The following is a 20,581-nucleotide window of genomic DNA, read 5'->3' on the forward strand; positions in this document are numbered from 1 at the left end:
TTCATAGTACTCCTAGCAGATTATTGATAAATTTTTTAATATTATTTTATATCTATTCTTAATAATTTGGCATAACAAGTACTGAAGAACCATAAAAATAAAGATTGCGTTGAGAAACCTAGTGCATGTTCGACGGGTAACATAAGTTCGGCACCAGAAGAGGGTGCTGATGGTGAGGTACAAAGTCAATCATCAAGTAATATACCAAAATCACAACCACGTCAAAAAGCTGTTTCCAGAGATAATGGTTCCCAGCTGCATCCACAAGGTAGGGGTAAAGTGGTTAGCTCTAAAACTAAACTACAGAAGGCAAAAGCTAGAACTTTGGCCCCAGAAGCACCAGCAACTCATTTAGATTTGGAAACCCAGGCTAAAGCGGCTAACCGTGGGATTCTAGTACAGAAAGCTGAAGCCACAGAACAAGCCTTAAAAGCACAAGTACAGCTATATGCGACCAATGCTGAGACAGCACGGTTGACCTCTATAGGAATCACCTTTGCATTACCTCAGCAGAAAACAACTAAGATAATGCTGTCTTGCAACGACAGCAAAAGGCGATCGCTACCAGTATGGCGAGTAGCTTCTTGGCTCAAGGGGCTTTGCAAGTGCAGAAGGTGACAGCACTAGGGCAAGAAATTCTGGCACAGATTCAGGAAGCCTCAAAAAGTTCTATAGCCTCCGTTAGGGGGACAATTGAGCAACAAAAGGCTGGTGTTGCTACCCAAATGACGGGACAGCGTGACCAAGCTCAAAGCGATGCACAGGAAACAATCGCCCACATTCATACGCGTTATCAGGTAGCAAGAGCCGCAATTCCCCAAAAAACTATCATTGGTCGCCAACATACAGAAACAGAATACGCAAAAGTTCTCTTTACAATAGATGAGCGCGAAGGCAAACAACTCGATGATATTAACGAATCTTATGTTGAGGTTTGCGGTCAATTCCAGAATGTTGGTCAAACGATTGGCGATGAAGCGTTGGCCCTTGGGGAGCAGAGAGCAAAGGAATGGGAGTCTCAAAAGATACATCGAGAAGATAATTTTTGGGACGGATACCTCACAGACAAGCGACTCGAGGCTAGGGCTGATGCAGCTAGAAAAGTAGCAAAACAATACAAGTGTGAGTTAATTAACGAAGCCAACGCTCAAGCTGATGAGATCCAAAAACAGAAGCCAAAAGATATTCAAACTGCTCATACCATTGCCGAGCAGTATCGCCAACAGGCGCAAATTCTGCAACAACACAGTCTCGAAAATTTGAATGTTGTCGAGGAGCAAGCTCTCTCTCAAGTAGCAGAAGCACAAATGCAGCTAACTCAGGCAGCTAAACAAACCCTGCAATCTACGTTACAGTCTTTGAACCAACAAGAAGCTGTGCAATTGCAATTGCTGGAGGGTTACGGTAAACGCCAAATATTGGCAATTGAACGGGATGCCCAAAATGCGATCGCCTCCCTACAAAATGGAGTTAATCAAGTTGCGACATCTTTGCAAAATGCTTTGGAAAATAGCATTGCCCAGTTTCAGGGTTTAGAAGCTCCTAAACCTGAGGAGTTGAGTGTCACTTTAGCAGAAATTCTGAGGCACTTTGACAGTGCTATTGCTATGGTACGGGGGCAAACACAAAAGGGTATTGCGACTTCAATCAAAGGAATTACCCAGGGAGGAAAGCAAGCAATTGGTGCTGTAACTGGAATTGCTGAAAGTGGAATTAAGGAGTCTGCAACTGTTGTTGAAGAAACGAAAACGACCCTAGCTCATTTGAAGAAAGGCGCTACACACACCTTCAATGAAATTCGGCGAGCTTATACAAAAAGATTTACAGAAGCTACTCAAACCGTTGTTAAAGGTTTTAGTCAAATAACAGAAGGGATTGAAACCACCTTCAAGCAGAATTTCGACCGGAGTCGCTTCCAACAAAGCGTCAACGACTTGGAAGAAGGGCTACGAGGATCGATTCACGGATATACTCAGCAGAGTGAAGAATGTGCTATTAAGTATGCTGCTGACAAAGCAGCAGATCAAGTACAACCACGCTGGAAAGAAGTCCTCAAGTGGTTTGTGATAATTTTTATCGCTGTTGTAACGATAGTTGTAACAATATTTTTTGCTCCAGCAGGGGCACTACTTGCTGTCGCTTTTGGGGTATTAATTGGTGTTGTCTCAAGTATCATCACCACCATCATCATCAACGCGATCGATGGCAAGAAGTGGTCGGATGATATCGGATATGCAGCCCTTGCTGGTGCAATTGGTGGTGTGCTTGGTGGTGCTGGCGGGGCGCTTGGTCAATTTGTGAAAATCGGCGTGAAAGCGGGCAAAGAAGTACTCAAAAAATCGTTGGAATTTGCTGCTAGGTTTGGAATCGATCAGGTTTTCAATGCCCTTGGTAGCCTTTTTGGCGATTTAGCCGTTACAGCAATGAAGGGTGAGCCGATTGATTGGAAAGCAATTGGGGAAAATATTGGCATAGGGGCTGCTATGGGTGTAGGCGGTCATTTTGTCGGTAGTGGAGTTAACCGCAAGCTGGGTGGAATTGCGAAACGAGCTAAAGTTGCTGAATTTGCTAAAAAGCATCAAAGTGAAATTGGTAAACTTGATAACCTAGACCCTAAGAATAAAGAGACGTTTGATGAGGGAGTAAATAAAGTTGCTGAACAAACTGGAGTAGACCCTAAATTTATTGCTCAACTTGCAAAACTCAAACCCGATCAATTAAAGAAACGGGTTGAACACGCGACTAGGTTAACCGAAAAACTTGATAAATCTGGTTTCGGTAGATTTATTAAGCAACGTGCTATTACGATCGCGGATATGCATTAGCAACCCTTACGGGAAGAAAATGCAACGGGCGAAAAAGCACTTGAGACAACTACACTCAGTGAAACTAGCGATCGCAATACCTCAACAGTTAGTCGTGCTGATACAGATGTGACAGGTGTTAAACGTCCTGAAACTGAAGAAAAAGCACCTGATACAACTACATCCAGCACAAAAGGAAATAAAGAAGCAGAACCTTATCAGGTTTTGATGAAAACTCTAGACGGCAAAACAAAGATATTGCGTATCACGGCAGAAACAAAGATAAGCGAGTTAAAAAAAGATTTGGGTTATGAATCTATAGATGGGTATCTAATCAGCGGCGGTAAAGTGCTTCGAGACGAATTAACTGTAGCTGACTACCCGAATATACAGGAATTAAGCACGATCGAATTTAGGGGACGATTACGGGGTGGGATGGAAGCCGAACAAAGCAGGTCTGAGTCGCAGACACGACTTTTAACAGAAGATACAGAAGTAAGGCTTAAATCTACAGACAACTTAATTAATCAGCTAAAAGAAGCAGTCGAATTTGTCCATAATAACTCGCAAACGGAAGTTAAGGACATTCTGAATAACTTAAAAGCAGATGAGCCAACGAGTCTTAAAGAATTAGAGACTGTTTCCCAGGCTACAAATGAAATATATAAAACTTTTGACTTTGCAAAAGCAAATGAATCAGTAGATTTCCAATTAAAGTTAGGAAGTTGGACACAAAAAACGCAGGAACATATCTACCAGCTGCGGGATAATATGCTTATTCAAAAACCAAGTGAACTTGCAAGATTTAGTCTGAGTGAGCAATACAAAAAACAATTCAATCAAGAAGCTCCTGAAGAACTATCGACCATTGATGAGACCCTTGGTACAGTAATCTTTAGCAAAGATGTACAAAACGATTGCGGAAGGTTTGCAAATAGATTATTCGAGCAACGAATGAGAAGTATCCTTAAAGATTTCCTTAGTGATAAACCAAACACAGTCACGCGCGAGGAATTTAATCAGCTACTAGACAGCCCTCAAGTAAAAGCCACTCGACGTTTGCAACTCGTCTACAAAGAGAATCCCAGTTCTCCATATCCTCATCATTGGAAAACATCAGTGGCAGAAGTCAACAATCAAATATACACATTGGAAGCCAATACAGATAAACCTTTTCTATTAGCCCCTGAACTTTATAGTTATAAGTCTAAAGAAACATTCAAGGAAATGAATGATCAAGACATAGAAACTAGAAAGGAGACGGAACTCAGCACAAAAATGGGGGAAGGAGTCAGTTCTGATGCACAAGAGAAACTTTTGTACAGTCAGCTCCAAAATTTGAGGGGAATCAAAGATCTTCTCAATCAACCTTTTGGTAAAAAGCCAAGTAGTTTTGTAGAGCAAACTTTGACCCAAGCCCTACCCCCCAAACTCCAGGGCAAAGTTATTGTAAAAGTTGACCCTGACCTACCTGGTAACACTGTTCGCGTCGATTACAAGGTTGCTACTTTGACTGGACAAGTCAGGAAGATTCGTATGCGGGTTGGACTAGATGCAACTGCCGTTGATATCAAGTTGCACGTCAAAACTGTCGAGTTGATGCAGCGCTACTCCGGCTTATTGGGGGTAATACGCATACTCAAACAGCAGATTCAATCTTGGATTCGTAAAAATGGTAAACCACCAGTTGGTTCGCGTGCTTGGGAAGCCAAACTGGAAATTGAGAAATTACCTCGGATAATTAATGAGCGGTTGGAACGGCTTTCTAAAGCTGATTTAGATGCAGATACTGAAGCTTCTCTGCGAGCAGATATTGAGAATTTAAAACAGCAGTTAGCCCAACATCAGCAAACCTTGGATGTGATGGATACAAATCCTGGTGCGGGGTTTGTAGCAATGAATTCGGATAATACTAAGGCTCCAGCGACAAGAAAGCGAAAAAGTACTCAGATGCTAGGAGAAAGTTCCGCCGTACCTATGAGGTCACGAACACAACGAAGGAACACCAGGATGTCAGCAGAAAGTTCCGGCATACCTACGAGGTCACGAACACAAGATACGGTAGAAGAAGCTCCAGTTAGTAGCGCTGGTCTCAGTAGTAGCGAACGCGCCGAGCAGGCAGTACCTTCGCGGCGACCACCACTAACAGAAGAACAATCAGCAAAAGTCTCAGAAATTCTGGGTGTCTCTAAAATGGACGAGGAAATCTTAAATGCCCAGATGGAGATAAATAGCGAAACTAAAAACAATATTATAAAAGCAATAACTCGACAGGCAGACAAGGACTTGCAGGGGAATGCCGATAATCCCAACTATGATGAACCTCGGTATCAGGAAGAATTAGATAAAGCTAAGAACATTGTCACTAGCAAATTTGGAAGTGAGATTGAGGAAATTTCACAAACAAAACTAGATGAAGCACAAGTGCGTCATGCGAAATCTCGCTATGCCGCAACTTCAGAGGAAGAACGTCAGGAACAAGGTCTCGCAGCACTAAATTGGTACATGAGTAGCATAAAAGATGTAGGAAATATTATTAAAAGAGTAGCGCAGACTTCTGGTTCCAGCGAAGCGACTGTACGCGCTGCGTATGAACAAACTATTGCTCCCGACCCTCAAGCCCAAGATCTCCTTGAAAATGTGGCTCATGTACGGTTAAATTGGGGACCAATAACCGTGGGAACTGACGTTTATATGGAAATGGCTGAAGGAACTTTCAAGAAGGATCAAAAAGGAAAATGGCTAAACGAAACCTTGGTGCATGAAGCGATACATGCGGCAGAACACCCTGAGTTTACGCAATTTCTCGATTCGCATATCCCAGAGTATATGCGATCTGACATCAGGGAAGGTATAACAGAATATCTTGCGATGGATGCATTAGGGAAGAGGGGCAAAAAAGCCAAAGTATACAAAGATCAAAAAGCCAAAATTGACAAGATAGTGAATGCTTTGGATCATGGGCATGAGCGGCTTCTTGATGCGTACTGGCATGGAAATGCAGAAGCATTTTTTGGAAAGAGTCTGCTGGAAACTGAGGTGAATATGCCAAGGGAACCCAGCACTAACTCCGACACTGTTGGACTGACAAAGGAGGAGATGGAGATTCTATCACAAACTGCTTCTAAGGGTAGCCAAGATTTGACACACGAGGAAATTAATGCAGAATTTAAAGTGGCAATGAGGTTCAAGCCTGAAGAAATCAGTGATGGAGACTATATAGCAGTCATTAAACTGTCCAACGATCATGAGTGGAAGTTGTATCGGGACAACAAGTGGTGTCGCTTCTCTGAAACCGGCTTATGTCTGAGACAGGCGTTTGGAACAGATATACCAAAGAAGACAACAGAAGAAAGAACTGTTGAGAGAACTAATGAGGAGAAGGTGAATATCTTGAAGGACGCTTTGCAGGCGGGGTACAGACTGTTCGATACTGCTGAGATTTACGATAGTGCTCAATTTTTAGAACAAGCGGCTGAAGCAGCAGAGGTGCATGTTAAAGAACTTCAGATAGTGTACAAGATAAAACCGGAAGTAGACGAAGCAGCGCCACCCCAAGAATTGGGAAAAATACAGGTATTCAAACAACGCTTAAACAAGCAGATGGAGGTGATTCCCGAACAGGCAGAAAAAGTGCTGATGTTGCATGAGTTGCCCAGTGATCCTGAAGAAGCAGAACTGTACCTTAAAGCGCTCTCTGAGGCAATAGATGAATCTGAGATACAGAACGTTAAGAGCATTGGCTTAAGCAACGTAGATGACCAGACATTAAAAAATTTATATAAGTACATGGAAAAATCCGATCTACAAATTGGGTTCGTTCAGAATCGCTTCTCCCCCTATGAGCAAGATGCAGAAGTGCGAGATTTCTGCAAGGAACAAAATATCACATATATGGGTTTCGGACTGTATGGTGGTTCCAGTCTGGGGGTTTGCCATGAGGGATTTGCCATGCCCCAACGTAATCTGCAAGCGCTACAAGATCCGAGGCTGATAAAACTAGCGGAAGAACTGGAATTCATCCCCAGTGTGCTGCTGCTGGCATGGGCACATCAGAAAGGAGTGACAACTGTAATTTACTCCGGAAATCATGCAAAAGAGAACTTTTATGCGCTAGAAATCCAACTTAGCGAAAACACAATGGCTCAGCTTGACTCATTCTTTCAAAACACCAAAAGAGAAAGCGGTAACGAGGAAAAACTAGAGGAACTGTACAAAGCAGTGAAGGACTCTACAGCATGGTACATCTTAGACATCTTAGTAGAGAATTCAAAAACGCAGACGCTACTGAAAAAGACAGTAGAAAAAATAGACAAAGAGAAAAAAGGAAACCCGGAAAAGGTAAGAGAAGCAAAAGCAAACTTTGTATACAAACTAATGCGGTTGGTAACTCACCTACAAACCCTCTCAAAGAAGGTAAACAATGGAGAAAATTGGAAAGATATGATGCAAAAACAATTTGGGACCATAGCGAACGTACAGGATAAAGGAGAAGTGTTGACACGTTTCTATGAATGGGGACAGCAGCCTTACAGCGAAGTAGGTGGTGCAAACAATGTTGAAATGCAACTATTCCACATATTACAAGGAGCGGAGCCAGAAGAAAAAACATTCGATTAAAAGGCTAAGGAACTATATGAGAATGCCCCGAAAGATGAACAAGGCTCATTAAATGAGCAAGATTTTAAGAATTATGCTCTTGAACAAGGATTAACTGAGGAAAAGATAAAGGAATTTTGGCAGAAATTTTTGGAATGGAATATCGTTTAGTTTCTTATGAACATTAAAGATAAACTTTCCCTCTGGGCTGATTCCACCCGCTCTCGCTACTTTCTCATTCCCGAAAACCAACAACTACCCAGTAGAGACTTCATCCTCCACACGCTAACTGGCGAAAAAAAGAAAGTCACACAAACTACATTTACTTCCTTTGAAATCACAGAATCAGAAGCAAAAGCGTACCTTAAAGCTGAGATAAACCGAGCGATAGAACAAGCAAAAACCGCCTTCTCCAACGTCATGACTTCCCCAACGCAGACATCACAACCAGATCCATCACCCGACCAAACCGAAACAGCCCAAACCCTCATCTTCACACTCTTAGGTTTCACTCCCGAAGAACTGCAAAACAATCCAGAAGCCGCCCAAGCCGCTTTTCTCAATCTCTACACTGGATTGAAAGAATTTGTTAGTGACTTCACCTCTAAAAAACCTGCCAAAGTTAAAGCCGCCCGTGCGCGTTTGCGTTCCCTACGCAAAACTTTGCAAGCACAGGGAATTGAAATGAGGGAAGAGATAGAAAAGGAACTCCCCAAAAAGCTGCAAGAGTTATTCTCCTACTCAAAAATCGAGCAGTACCTCCAAGAACTTGTCAGCCAACTACAGGAATTGGCCGACCAAATCGACCAGTCCCCTGAGTCAGTTGGACAAAAAATTGATGAATTCATCACATCCTTAGACAAAGACTTGTTTATTGAAGAAAAGAAACGCATAGAAGAACAGCAAAACCAAGAATATAGCCAAATGGCACGAAATGCGATCGCTCAATCCTTCAAATCTCGTGGTCTTCGCTCATTTGCTGGTGGCGATCTTGGATCAAAAACACAAACACCGCTCGAAGATGAACAACAATAAACCCTCAAAAGTTGCATCGTGTGCTCTGCCTAAATATTTGTAGGCTGCTTGACGGAATTCTTCTAATCTGGCACGTTTCATATTGGCAGCTGAGTAATGGTAGTTCGTTTCTCAGCTTCTGCCTTCATGGGGGCCTGTATTCAATCAGACACCCCTTTTCTCTGCAAACATACTACACAATAATTGTTCAAGGTCGCGGATGCTTTGAGGCTGACAAGATAATATTTTTAACCTCTAATTCCATTTGGTTTGCGTTCTCTCATATCGCTTTTAGTCTAAACTCCAGTTAGAAGATAAGCTGCAATATATTCTCCATAAGTATCACGCAATATTTGTTCTCGGAATTTGAATCCTAATGTTTTCCCTCGACAAGATAGAGATCCGCACAAGCACCCAAGCACAGCAATTGATTCATACTCAGTGGTTTCGTAGTCCCAGGTAATCTCCTCACCTACTTCGATATTTTCTAAAGCAATGAAGTCATATCCTCCAAATTGATTGTTTCTGACCCCAGTATTTGGATCGCAAGAATGGTTAATGACCACAGCAGGCTCATCTAGGTTTACATGCAAATTAAAATCCATCTGAAAGGAATAAATTGTTCGTTCTGGAACTTCTTCAATTGGGATACCCAGGACAACGGTTTCCCCTTGAACAAATTTTTTTGTAGAAAATACTCCTCGTCCTTTTGTTGTTTGCTGAATAGTGACATGAGAATTGAGCTTTGCAGTTGAAATAGGGAAACCAAGGGGGTGTAACAAATAGTTTGCCATACTATGAATGCTAGGGTACGTGAATAAATCCACAATCTTCAGGGAAGGATAATCTTCAGACAACAAGTGATGAACCTGCACTACTAAAAGTGAATGACCGCCAACTTCAAAAAAGTTATCGTGGATGCTGAATTTTTCACGATTTAAAACCTGTCGCCAAGCAGCGGCAATTTTTTCTTCTGCTTGATTGCAGGGAGGGGCATATACGGCAGATGAGAGAATCGTGGGGACGGGTAATGCTTTTCGATCAACCTTGCCATTGGGGGTTTGTGGAAATTGTTCTAAGGTGACAAAAGCACTGGGAATCATATACCCCGGAAGTCTTTGTTTTAAGTAGTTACGCAAATCCCAGATTTGACAATCGGCAAATTGGGGTGTCAAGTAGGCGACCAATCCGGAGCTACCATTCTCTTCTGTCCGTGCTACCACCATGACGTTCTGGACATTGGGATATTGACCTAGCATTGATTCAATTTCTCCCAACTCAATGCGGAAGCCACGAATTTTGACCTGATAATCAAGGCGTCCTAATAACTCAATATTGCCATCGCTCAAGTAGCGAGCCAGATCCCCTGTTTTGTAAAGACGGGTGCTTAATTCATTGCTGAGACTAAAATGATTACGGATGAATCTCTGCTCGGTCAACTCTGGTTGATTGAGATATCCGCGAGCCAGACCCATACCACTAATATAGAGTTCGCCTGGAACACCGATAGGAACTGGCTGGAGATTTCGGTCTAAAATGTAAATTTTTGTATTAGCAAACGGTCGTCCAATCGGTACTAGTCCATCAACAGATAAATTAATTGAAGTATTTTCAAAATATGAACTGTCAATGGTAGCTTCAGTTACCCCATAACCATGAATCAAACGAGTCTGGGCACCTAAAAAATGTTGAAATTGGCGATACTCTTGTACATACCAACTATCTGAACCTACGATCAACAACTTCATGAAGCTCAGGTTCTGCTGTGTTTTCTCTAGGTACTGAATTAAATTCCGCAAAACAGGTGGTACAAACTCTGCACAATCAATCTTCTGTTTTTGCATCAATGCATATAGCTTTTCCGGTTCTAAAAGCCACTCTCGCGGGCAAATGACTAGTTTTGCTCCAGAACAAAGCGCCCGAACCATATCCCCAGAGAAAACATCAAAAGAGAAACTTGCCATTTGTAAATGACTGCTACACAGGGAGCGAAGTTGATAGGCATCTTCCCAAGCCATATATGCATTAACCAAATTTCGATGAGTTACCATCACTCCCTTGGGCTTACCAGTAGAACCCGAAGTGTAGATGACATAAGCTAAGTTCTCGGCTACTGCCTCACTTACCGGATTTTGCTCACTTTCGTGAGAAATTTTTTCCCAATCTGTGTCTAAGCAGATTACATAAGCTCTATGTTCGGGCAATTGATTCACTAACTTATTTTGAGTCAACATTACTGACACTTGTGAATCAATCAACATAAAGCTCAAGCGTTCTTTGGGATAGTCCGGGTCTAACGGTACATAAGCCCCACCTGCCTTGAGAATACCAAGTAGTCCTACCACCATCTCTAAAGAACGTTCAACACACACCCCAACCAGTACATCAGCTCCTACACCTAGAGAGCGCAAATAATGCGCTAACTGATTAGCTTGAGTGTTCAATTGCTGATAAGTCAGTTTTGCAAAGCCAAACACCACAGCCACCTCGTCGGGTGTGCGCTTCACTTGCATCTCAAACAACTGATGCAGACATTTATTCTGGGGATACTCGCTTTGAGTACAATTCCACTGCACCAGTATTTGATTTTCTTCAGCTGGTGTTAACAATGGCAAGTCTGACAAACGCTTGTCCGGGCTAGCAATAATACCTTTTAACAAAACCTGAAAATGTCCTGCCATCCGCTCAATGGTGCTAGCATCAAACAAGTCTGTGTTGTATTCAAAGCTGCCAGTAATGCCGCTTGCTATTTCCTCCAAACTCAGCGTTAAATCAAACATTGCCGTTTCGGTTTCTACTGGCATTAATTCCAACTTTAATCCTGGTAGTTCCAGCGCCGCAGTTGTGGCATTTTCTATAGCGAACATCACCTGAAACAGTGGGTTGCGGCTGGTGTCGCGTTGCGATCGCACTTCCTCCACTAGTTTCTCAAAAGGCAAATCTTGATGGGCATAAGCAGATATTGCCACTTCGCGCACTCGTTGCAGTAGTTCGCTAAAACTGGGATTGCCACCTAAATCAGTACGCAGCACGAGGGTATTGACAAACATACCAATTAATGGATCTAATGCTTGATGGTTGCGGTTAGCACTGGGAGAACCAATAATAATATCATCTTGCTGGCTGTAGCGATGCAACAGTACTTGGAACGCCGCCAGTAGCGTCATAAACAGCGTCACACTTTCACGCTGCGCCAGTGCCTTCAGTTCGTCAAGCAAAAATTTGGGAAATTCCAACGCCTCTTTTTTGCCGTTAAATGTCTGTATTACCGGACGCAGATAGTCAGTTGGCAAATTTAAAACCGAACTATCAGCTAGTTGCTGCTTCCAATAGTTTAACTGTTCTTCCAGTACCTCTTTTTGCAACCATTGACGCTGCCAAACTGCAAAATCTGCATACTGAATTGATAAATCAGTTAGAGGAGAAGGCCGATCCTGGCTGAAGGCAGAGTAGAGAGCTGTTAATTCTTTTAGTAAGATGTTGAGCGACCAACCATCGGCAGCAATGTGGTGGATGGTAAGCAGGAGGATGTGATGGGTTTGTGAGGGATTGAGGCGATCGCAACCTGTAGCAGAGTCAACACAGAAGGAAGATTGACCGAGATGCAGCAAAGTGGCTCGCAGCATCGGGTCTTGGCTGAGGTCAAACGGACAGTTTGCTTCAGCAACAACCAGACGCTTCACTTCCAGCCTAATTTCTTCTGGTTCCCAGGAACTCAAGTCAACCACAGGCAGAGCGATCGCCATTTGGGAGTGAATCATCTGATAGGGACTACCGTCATCTGCGCTAAATGTAGTCCGCAGACTCTCATGGCGATCGACAATTTCCTGTAATGTTTGGTGTAGTGCTGTGACCTTGAGCGCACCAGTAAACACTAAAGCCATCGGCAGATTGTAGGCAACACTGCTGCCAAATTGATCTAGAAACCAGAGTTGTTGCTGGGCAAAAGACAGGGGAAGCTTATTTTCTCTTCCTACAGGCTCAATTTTGAGCGATGTTATGCCAAGCTCCTGTTGCAAGCAAACCGCGATCACCTCTGCCAGCGCTGCAATGGTTGGATGTTGAAAGATAGGCAGAATCGGTAACTCTGCACCGAACGCTGTATTTACACGGGAAATTACCTGGGTTGCTAGCAGAGAATGTCCCCCCAGTCCAAAGAAATTGTCATAAATACTAATCTGCTCTCGCCTCAATACGTCTGACCAAATCTGTGCTAGCTTCTGCTCAATGGGTGTGCGGGGAGCAACGAATGGTTTGGTAGATTCCCTTGAAAGTGCCAATAACGATAATTGCTGCTCGTCCGTCACCAACGGCGGCAAATCTGAGAGTTGCTGATCGGGATTCTCAACCAGATTTGCTAATAACTCTTGAAAATCTTCTAATAATTTTGCAATTGCCGAGGGCGTAAATAGCTCGGTTTTATATTCTAAATATCCTGTAAGTTTATCGACAGGTTTCTCTAAGGAAACGAGGGATAAAAATAAGTCAAAATTAGCGGTGCAATTTGAGAGAAACTGCGACTCAATCCGTACTTCTGGAAGGATCAGAAGTTCATTAGGCGTATTTTCCAACCCCAACATAACCTGATACAGCCGCTTATGGGCAAGATATGAAGTGTCTGCCAACAGTTGTAGCGGCATATCCTGGTGTTGGAATCCATCTAAAACAACCTGATGGATTCTGTCCACTAAATCTAAAAAGCTCGGATTCCCAGACAAATCGGTTCGTACTGGAACAACTGTATTGAAAAACCCAATCAATCCCTGAACTTTACTTAGATTACGGCCCGCTTGGGTAGAACAAACAATAATATCCTCTTGTTGCGTATATTGATATAGCAGTACATTCAATGCCGCTAACAGAACCACAAACAACGTCACCCCTTGACGATCGCCTAGTTGTTTCAGGGCTACTGTGAGTTCGGGGGAGAACTCTACAAGCTGACGCTCACCCTTGTACTTCGTGCTGAATGCTTGCACAACTTGAGGTAGCTCAAACGGCAGGTGCAGGGTCGGTAAGTCGCCCGCTAGCTGCTGTTGCCAATAGGATCTCTGGGATTGCAAAATTTCGCCTGTTAGCCATTGCCGTTGCCAGTGAGCAAAGTCAGCATACTGGATTGGCAAATCGGGTAATGAGGGTGGCTGACCGCTAGAAAAGTCTTTATAAAGAATTGAGAGTTCTTTGGTAAACACACTTTGAGACCATCCATCATAGATAATGTGATGAATGGTCATCAGTAGCACGTATTTCTCTTCGGAAAACTGGAGTAATTGAAACCGGCACAGCGGCCCTTGGGCTAAATCAAACGGCTTGCTAATTTCATCTTGGCTAATGCACTGATACCGCGCTTCTTGCTCTGCTGGAGGTAGCTGTCGTAAATCAGTCACTGGTAACCTCAGATCGCTCTTTGGGGAAATGACTGGGACAGCTTGTGCGCCGACTGACAAAAAAGTAGTTCTGAGAATGTCGTGACGACGAACAATTTCCTGTATACTTTTCTCCAGTGCATACAGATCCAGAGAGCCATTTATCCAAAAGGCAAACGGCATATTATAAACCGTATTATCCCCACCGAACTGGTTAAGCAACCACAGCCGCTCCTGACCAAACGAAAGCGATAGGTTTTCCGATCGAGCGATCGCTTGCAACGGCGAACCCTTGCGATAGGTCGTCAAAAGGGCTTGAACGGCTTTCCAGCGTGCCTTTTTATTATGTTCAGAGCGATCTACCACGGAAACCTCCAGTCATGCTCATAAATCCATTGATCACACGATTGATTTACCTCTACAGTTGACGTTGTAGCAATGCTTTTTGACGAGTTTTCAAATTCCCCAAATATCCCTGCACTCTACCTAGAGATATGCCAGGAAAACAAATTGCCGCACGGGCTTTGCCTTGAAAAATAAAAATAGGCGTATAAATTAATGGATTAGTCACTAGCCAAAGCACCTTTGACAATGGAAACTTGCATTTTCTCATCAAGAATCCAGCACCACGACCGTGGTTATACTCTCTGCGAATTGATTGAGAAATAGAATAAAGTTTAGTCGGCGTAGGATGTCGAATAATGATCGCTGGATCGAAGTAAGTCTTGGCTCCGGCATCAAGACAGCTATATAAGTAATCAACATCCTCGGCTCCTGCCCAAGGCGTACCAGGCCCCATTTCTTCGTCAAATTGAACCTTGGCAAATTCGCTTCGATAAAATAAGGCAGCAGTCATGCCAACGATCCATCCCTTGTCATAATCAACCACTCCAGCACTTTCAGGACTATGGAGCATCGCCTCTTTATCTGACTCTAAATCCAGAACGTTAATGATTAATCCGCCCCAAGCTGAATCACGATTAAAAAACTCGGACACCTTTGCCAAAAAATCAGGAGGGTAAATACAGTCATCGTCAGGGAAGCCAAATAACTCACCCTTGACATACTGCAAGCCTTGATTCCGGGCGCGAGATAGTCCAGGTGATAATTGTTTTATGTGAATAATTGGAAATTTCTGACTGTAGAACTTTACGAGTTCTGCCAATCGGTCATCGGCATTTTGGTCAATTAGGATTAACTCAAAATCAGCGCAGGTTTGGGCTGCAAGTGATTCGAGAAAACGCTTTAACTCTTGTACTCTATATTTTGTTGATAAGACGAGAGAAAACCGCATCTTTAAATTTCCTAATTATGCTAAAGACAAGAGTTCAGGATGTTTCTCAATGGCATCAATGACTTGCCCAACATCGCCACATTTTTTGCAAGAATTATCTACTCCTAATATGGCGGGCAACTCACAGCGATCGCAGAACGATTTACGTAAATTTTCAACGTGATTATCTGCGATCGCATAAGCACAGCTACGGCAGATAAAATCTGCTGGCGCTTCTTCTTCTCCGCTAACCCAACGTCGCCATTGCTGGATAGGATTTCCTTGATAAATCTCGCTCACACTGGCATCACTGATGTTGCCCATTTTATATTTAGAGAAGTAATCGTGGCAGCATAAAATAGCTTCACCGTTAGCATCAAAATGTAGCCACTCTTTGTCACGATGCCACAGGCAACCTTGTAATTTTTGATGATTGGGTCTAATGGGTAATAATCCCTGGTTTGCTTTTCCAGCAAATTCAACCATCGGAATAATTAAAATACTAGAAACCGCTGTATTTGCAAATCTGTCTTGAATCATTTGAAAGCTTGCAGCATGTTGCCGATCCAAAGCCCCAACTACGACCAAATCTACTTTCACCTTTCGCGCTTGAACAGGTGCTTGAGCTAACAGATAGTCAAGATTAGATAAAACTTTGGGTAAATCTCGCGAGCCGCGAGTTTGCTGGTACTGGGCTTCATCCAACGTTGAGAGGTTAAATGTAAAACTGCTTACTTCTAAATTGAGCAGTTGGTCGGTTAATTCTGGCTTCAGCCCCGATCCATTGCTGTAAACCGAAACTTGATAACCTGCATTCCGAATAACAGTAATCTTCTCAACTAGCTCTTTATCATAGGTTGCTTCCATAAAACCGCTGAGAGCGATCGCCTCAATCGGATAGTCATGAAGTCCCTGAATAATTTTCTCTATTTTCTCCAGAGATAGCGTACTTTTTTCTCGTTTATCCATAGATACAGGACAGAAAAAGCAGCGATGATTACAAACACTAGTTGTTTCAATTTGAACGTATTTTAAACTCATAAAAATTTCCTCTGATTAAATTTTTGTACGCCCTCCCAATATCCGAGTACCCTACCTAATCCTATGCCTGGACAAGGCAATGCATAGCGGAAGTTACCAGTTGCTATATATTTTCCTATCAAGATAATAGGTTCAACTAGTTGATAAAGAACAATTGATAAAGAAATATTTCGTTTTTTTAATAAATATCCAAACCCTCGACCATAAGTAAATTCCCGCCATGCTAGCTGACGACTCGTATAAATTGCATAAGGTTGAGGATGTCTAACAAATAGCTCAAAATCATAGTAAATCGCAGCATCGCGATCGAGACAGTGCAGCAAATAATCCGTATCTTCTCCGCCAACCCATGTTGCTCCAGGCCCCATTTGTTCATCAAAGATAACTTTTTTTGCCAGATCCGCTCGGAAAAACATTGACGGGCCTATTCCCAAGCTCCATGCTGTAAGATGGTCAACTTTCCCTGATTTTTGCAAACAATAATCAAATGCATCTTTGTCACTATCTAAATCCATGACTCTGACAGTTAAGCCATCCCAGGTTGTATTAGTCTGAAAAAAGTGGGCTACTTTAGCAAGAATATCAGGAGGATAAAGACAGTCATCATCGGGATAAGCGATAATGTCACCCTTGGCAAGTAAAAGCCCTTGATTCCGAGCGCGGGATGTACCAGGATTAGCCTTTTGTATATGTGTAATAGTGAATGTCTGAATATAAGAATTGACTATATTCATCAAGCGATCGTCCGAATTTTGATCGACAATTATCACCTCGAAGTTGCTATAGCTTTGAGTCATTAGCGATCGCAAAAAGCGATCAACCTCATTGACTCTATTTTTAGTGGCTACGATCAGTGAGAATTTCATGATATCGAACCCACTGTTGATTTTTGCATGGTCTGAATACTTTTGGGTTGTTTTACACTATCCCAATACCCTAACGACATCCCAATAATTGCCGCAGCAACATATACAGAATAATCGAACCGACCTTTGAACATATATGTAATTACATAGGGGAAATTGGGCAAAATCTCAGCCCTGACAAAGGAAGTAGGAAAATTATTACCCATTAAATATCCATTTCCCCGACCATAGCTATATTCACGCCACACTAGTTGACGGAAATTATAGATTTTAAACGGATTTGGATGCCGCACAATCAGTTTGGCATTGTAATAAATTTTGTATCCCGCCCTAATACATTTGAACAAATAATCCATATCTTCTCCGCATCCCCAGGGTGTACCTGAACCTGGGCCAATAGTTTCGTCAAAAGCAATTTCTTTGACGATATGGGCATGAAAGAACATCAAAAATGTGATTCCAATCCGAAATGCTTTTTCTAAATCGACTATACCTGAGTTATCATCGCCACAATATAAAAATGCGTTTTTATCTTCATCTATATCCAAAGCTCTAGCGATGACACCTTCTGTCTGACTATCTCTAAAAAAACGTACAACTTGGGCTAACAATTCAGGTGGATATAAGCAGTCATCATCTGGAAAAGCAACCAAATCACCTTTGATGTGCGATCGCCCCAGATTTCTGGCACGCGACAATCCAGATTCTAGTTGTTTCAAGTGCAAGATAAAAAACTTTTGACTATAGAATTCGATTAATTCGACTAGGCGATCGTCTCGATTTTGATCGACAATAATCACTTCAAAATCTGTATGACTTTGAGTTGCGAGCGATCGCAGAAAACGCTCAACTTCTGTGACTCTGTTTTTAGTTGCTAAAACAAGAGAAAATCGCATAATACACCCCTATCTCTCCTAAATTGGTTGGCTGCTCGATAGATGAATTATTTGGCATTTCTTCATTCCCTGAGAATATCCAATCGAGGTTCCCAAACCATAGGCAAAGAAATAGGCAGCACGTTTTAGGTTCCCTTTAGTAACTTCCAAAATTGTATGTTGGTACGATGAATTTGTAGCAGAATGAATTAATGGCTCAGGTAATTTATGCTTACCTAGCAAATAGCCATTACCCAATCCATAGGAATATTCTCGTTGAATTTGTTGGCGAAAGTTATTTTTATTAAGTGGAGTTGGATGTCTAACTTTTAACTTAGAATCATAGTAGAACCGATAGCCTGCATCAAGACATTGAAATAAATAATCAACATCTTCACCTGCGCCCCAGGGTGTCCCTGAACCCACACCCATCGCTTCATCAAAATCCAGAGATTTTACGACAGAAGCACGAAAGAACATGGCATGGGATATACCGACTGTATATCCTTTCCAGTAATCAACACATCCTGATTTATCGTCGCCCCCACAAAACTCAAAGGCATTTTTATCATCATTCAAGTCAAAGATTCTGGCAATTACCCCATCCCAAGCAGCTTCATTTTCCAAAAAATCAGCCACTTGGGATAATACTGTTGGCGGATACACACTGTCATCATCAGGAAAAGCGATGATGTCGCCTTTGAGATGTAACTTTCCCAGATTTCTAGCACGGGATAAACCCCGTTTTGTCTGCTTCAGATGCAAGATGGAAAACTCTTGACTGTAAGAAGTCACCAACTTTTCCAATCGATTATCCAAATTCTGGTCAACAACAATCACCTCAAAATCATTGTGATCCTGGGTGGCAAGAGACTGAAACAGCCGCTCTAACTCGTTGACTCTATTAATAGTAGGCACAATTAGAGAGAACCGCATGACTTACCTCAGATGGATAGACAGAAACTAAATATATCTAGGCACGAGCGGCGATTTCCGTGCCAGTAGTTTCAGGCTTCGTGAGGTAAAAGTCCTCAATTACTAAAGTTTGGACATCCTCTTTAGTAGAGTAAATATCCAATACCTCCTCTGGCTTGTGAACAAGGGGTTGACCAGCCACGTTCAGAGACGTATTACAGACTATAGGAATACCTGTCTTTTGATAAAAGCGATCAATTAAAGACCAATAAATCCCATCTTGCTCTTTTTCCACTAGATGAGAGCGGGTGGTAAAATCAACGTGGACAACAGCCGGAATTTTAGTTCGCCATTCTGGTCGGATGGTGGCTGTACCTAACATATAGCGATGTAGCCCCGAATCTAGTGAACCTTCCAGTACTATCTCTGCCTTTTCGCTCAGAACGCTGGGAGCCAAAGGTCGCCACATTTCCCTACCTTTTATTTTATTGAGCCGTCCTAGAGTTTCTCTGTGTGAAGGATTAGCTAGAAAGCTGCGTCGTCCCAAGGCACGAGGGCCAAATTCGTCTTGACCTCTAAACCAAGCCACAATTTTGTCGGCGGCTAAATCCTCAGCTACACGCTCAATCAGCGCTTCTGAAGACAGTTTTTCAGGGATAAAGCCGTAGTCTTTAATCGCCGCGATGATTGCCTCGCTGGTGTACGTAGTTCCAAAAGCGGGACTGGGTAATCTCTCCAACGGTGAAGTTGGTGGATTAAATAGATGAGATACTGCTAGTGCTGCACCAATGCTGCACCCGGCATCGTTGGCAGCAGGAAAGACGTAAATGCGATCAAAAATCTTCTGCTGACTTAACGCCTCGTTCATCGTACAGTTCAATGCACAACCACCACTGAGAACTAGATTCTTCTCTCCTGTTAATTTCTTGAGACGGATCGCCAAATTATGACCAATGATTTCTAGGGTATGCTGAACGGATGCAGCAAAGTCGGCATAATGAGCGATATGGTAAGCCTTGACCAATTCCCAACTCGGTGTCCACGTCTGCTGATAAGGATAGTGATATTTCTCGAAATAGTCAAGCCAAAACGTGCCGATGTCATTCGCTGTTGTGGGTGTTGGTGAGTCATTAATCGCTTTTTGGATGAATGCAGGCAGCGTGAAACGTCCGGTGTCTGGGTCGAAATGAAAATCAATTGACTCCCTAACTTGACCAAAGGGCGCTAGCCCCATCAGCTTACCAGGGCCAGAGTGCCAACCCAGACCAGCGCGGGCCCCTGCTGCTCCGTAGAACATTCCCAGTGAGGTATCTACGGGATAAGTTTCAATTAACTCAATGGTGTTGCCCTTAGCGTGAAACAGAGAAACCGAAACCCCCTCTCCTTGTCCATCCATCACCAGGACGGCGGCGCTGTCGAAACCACTAGTAAAAAATGTGACGGCAGCATGAGCATAGTGGTGCTTAACAAAATGAATATCAGGCGGCTCGGTGTATCCAAACAGTTCCGGCGGCAAGAGTATTGGTGTAAGTTCATTAGACGCAACCACGTAGTCTGAAACTTGAGTACCCGACTTGAGGTCTTCAAGCCAGCCATAGGCAATGTAGTCTATGTCTTTTAAATGAAGACCAGCACTGTCTAAACAAGCTTTTGTAGCATCAAAACAGCCTTGACCTTCGGCATATCGTGTACGGGTCAAGCGTTCTTGCTCAAGAGCGAACTTAATTTTATTATTGATGATTAAGCTAGCAGCACCGTCATGGGCTAGGGGAATATCTGAACGCCCAATGAACCCTAAAATTTTCATTAATGTACTCCGGTAATCAGA

The 20,581-nt window shown here is 42.8% G+C and carries 11 protein-coding genes; 4 read left to right on the plus strand and 7 right to left on the minus strand.

Translation table 11 applies throughout. The features are described from left to right. Positions 1-279 precede the first annotated feature (279 nt). The 4 genes from V7K35_RS05675 (at position 280) to V7K35_RS05690 (ending at position 8,438) form a co-directional block, all read left to right on the plus strand. Complete coding sequence (locus V7K35_RS05675; RefSeq protein ID WP_335077093.1) at positions 280-618, plus strand: hypothetical protein; 339 nt, start codon at positions 280-282, stop codon at positions 616-618. Then, positions 537-2,825 (plus strand): hypothetical protein, encoded by a 2,289-nt coding sequence (locus tag V7K35_RS05680; RefSeq protein ID WP_335077095.1) that lies wholly within the window; start codon positions 537-539, stop codon positions 2,823-2,825. The genes V7K35_RS05675 and V7K35_RS05680 overlap by 82 nt, the downstream gene beginning before the upstream one ends. 108 nt (positions 2,826-2,933) lie before the next feature. Beyond that, positions 2,934-7,424: an aldo/keto reductase gene (locus tag V7K35_RS05685; RefSeq protein ID WP_335077096.1), complete on the plus strand. Its 4,491-nt coding sequence runs from the start codon at positions 2,934-2,936 to the stop codon at positions 7,422-7,424. Between the two features lie 156 nt (positions 7,425-7,580). Next, positions 7,581-8,438, plus strand: a complete 858-nt coding sequence (locus V7K35_RS05690; protein WP_335077097.1) for a hypothetical protein — start codon at positions 7,581-7,583, stop codon at positions 8,436-8,438. 275 nt (positions 8,439-8,713) lie between these two features. On the opposite strand, the gene V7K35_RS05695 is transcribed toward V7K35_RS05690, so the two are convergent. Genes V7K35_RS05695 through V7K35_RS05725 form a run of 7 tightly spaced genes read right to left on the minus strand, consistent with a single transcriptional unit; the run spans position 8,714 to position 20,560 of the window. After that, positions 8,714-14,149 carry an amino acid adenylation domain-containing protein gene (locus V7K35_RS05695; protein WP_335077099.1) on the minus strand — a complete coding sequence of 1,812 codons (5,436 nt, stop codon included), beginning with the start codon at positions 14,147-14,149 and terminating at the stop codon, positions 8,714-8,716. 52 nt (positions 14,150-14,201) lie between these two features. Then, entirely contained in the window at positions 14,202-15,077 is an 876-nt protein-coding gene (locus V7K35_RS05700; RefSeq protein ID WP_335077101.1) for a glycosyltransferase family 2 protein, read from the minus strand. Positions 15,078-15,092: 15 nt separating this feature from the next. Then, complete coding sequence (locus tag V7K35_RS05705) at positions 15,093-16,097, minus strand: radical SAM/SPASM domain-containing protein (RefSeq protein WP_335077103.1); 1,005 nt, start codon at positions 16,095-16,097, stop codon at positions 15,093-15,095. Continuing rightward, the gene (locus tag V7K35_RS05710; protein WP_335077105.1) at positions 16,094-16,963 is read right to left on the minus strand and encodes a glycosyltransferase family 2 protein; all 870 of its coding nucleotides are present in this window, start codon (positions 16,961-16,963) and stop codon (positions 16,094-16,096) included. The genes V7K35_RS05705 and V7K35_RS05710 overlap by 4 nt, the downstream gene beginning before the upstream one ends. After that, the gene (locus V7K35_RS05715) at positions 16,960-17,859 is read right to left on the minus strand and encodes a glycosyltransferase family 2 protein (RefSeq protein ID WP_335077108.1); all 900 of its coding nucleotides are present in this window, start codon (positions 17,857-17,859) and stop codon (positions 16,960-16,962) included. Before V7K35_RS05715 ends, V7K35_RS05710 begins: the two co-directional genes overlap by 4 nt. An 18-nt stretch (positions 17,860-17,877) precedes the next feature. Next, positions 17,878-18,774: a glycosyltransferase family 2 protein gene (locus V7K35_RS05720; RefSeq protein ID WP_335077110.1), complete on the minus strand. Its 897-nt coding sequence runs from the start codon at positions 18,772-18,774 to the stop codon at positions 17,878-17,880. A gap of 37 nt (positions 18,775-18,811) precedes the next feature. Beyond that, positions 18,812-20,560 (minus strand): carbamoyltransferase family protein, encoded by a 1,749-nt coding sequence (locus V7K35_RS05725; RefSeq protein WP_335077112.1) that lies wholly within the window; start codon positions 20,558-20,560, stop codon positions 18,812-18,814. Positions 20,561-20,581: the final 21 nt, after the last annotated feature.

This window comes from Nostoc sp. (assembly GCF_036917275.1).
GTDB lineage: Bacteria > Cyanobacteriota > Cyanobacteriia > Cyanobacteriales > Nostocaceae > Nostoc.

Coding starts and splice junctions, on each gene's coding strand:
- V7K35_RS05690 (WP_335077097.1), top strand. CDS start 7,581: ATGAACATTAAAGATAAACTTTCCCTCTGGGCTGATTCCACCCGCTCT.
- V7K35_RS05700 (WP_335077101.1), bottom strand. CDS start 15,077: ATGCGGTTTTCTCTCGTCTTATCAACAAAATATAGAGTACAAGAGTTA.
- V7K35_RS05705 (WP_335077103.1), bottom strand. CDS start 16,097: ATGAGTTTAAAATACGTTCAAATTGAAACAACTAGTGTTTGTAATCAT.
- V7K35_RS05710 (WP_335077105.1), bottom strand. CDS start 16,963: ATGAAATTCTCACTGATCGTAGCCACTAAAAATAGAGTCAATGAGGTT.
- V7K35_RS05715 (WP_335077108.1), bottom strand. CDS start 17,859: ATGCGATTTTCTCTTGTTTTAGCAACTAAAAACAGAGTCACAGAAGTT.
- V7K35_RS05720 (WP_335077110.1), bottom strand. CDS start 18,774: ATGCGGTTCTCTCTAATTGTGCCTACTATTAATAGAGTCAACGAGTTA.
- V7K35_RS05725 (WP_335077112.1), bottom strand. CDS start 20,560: ATGAAAATTTTAGGGTTCATTGGGCGTTCAGATATTCCCCTAGCCCAT.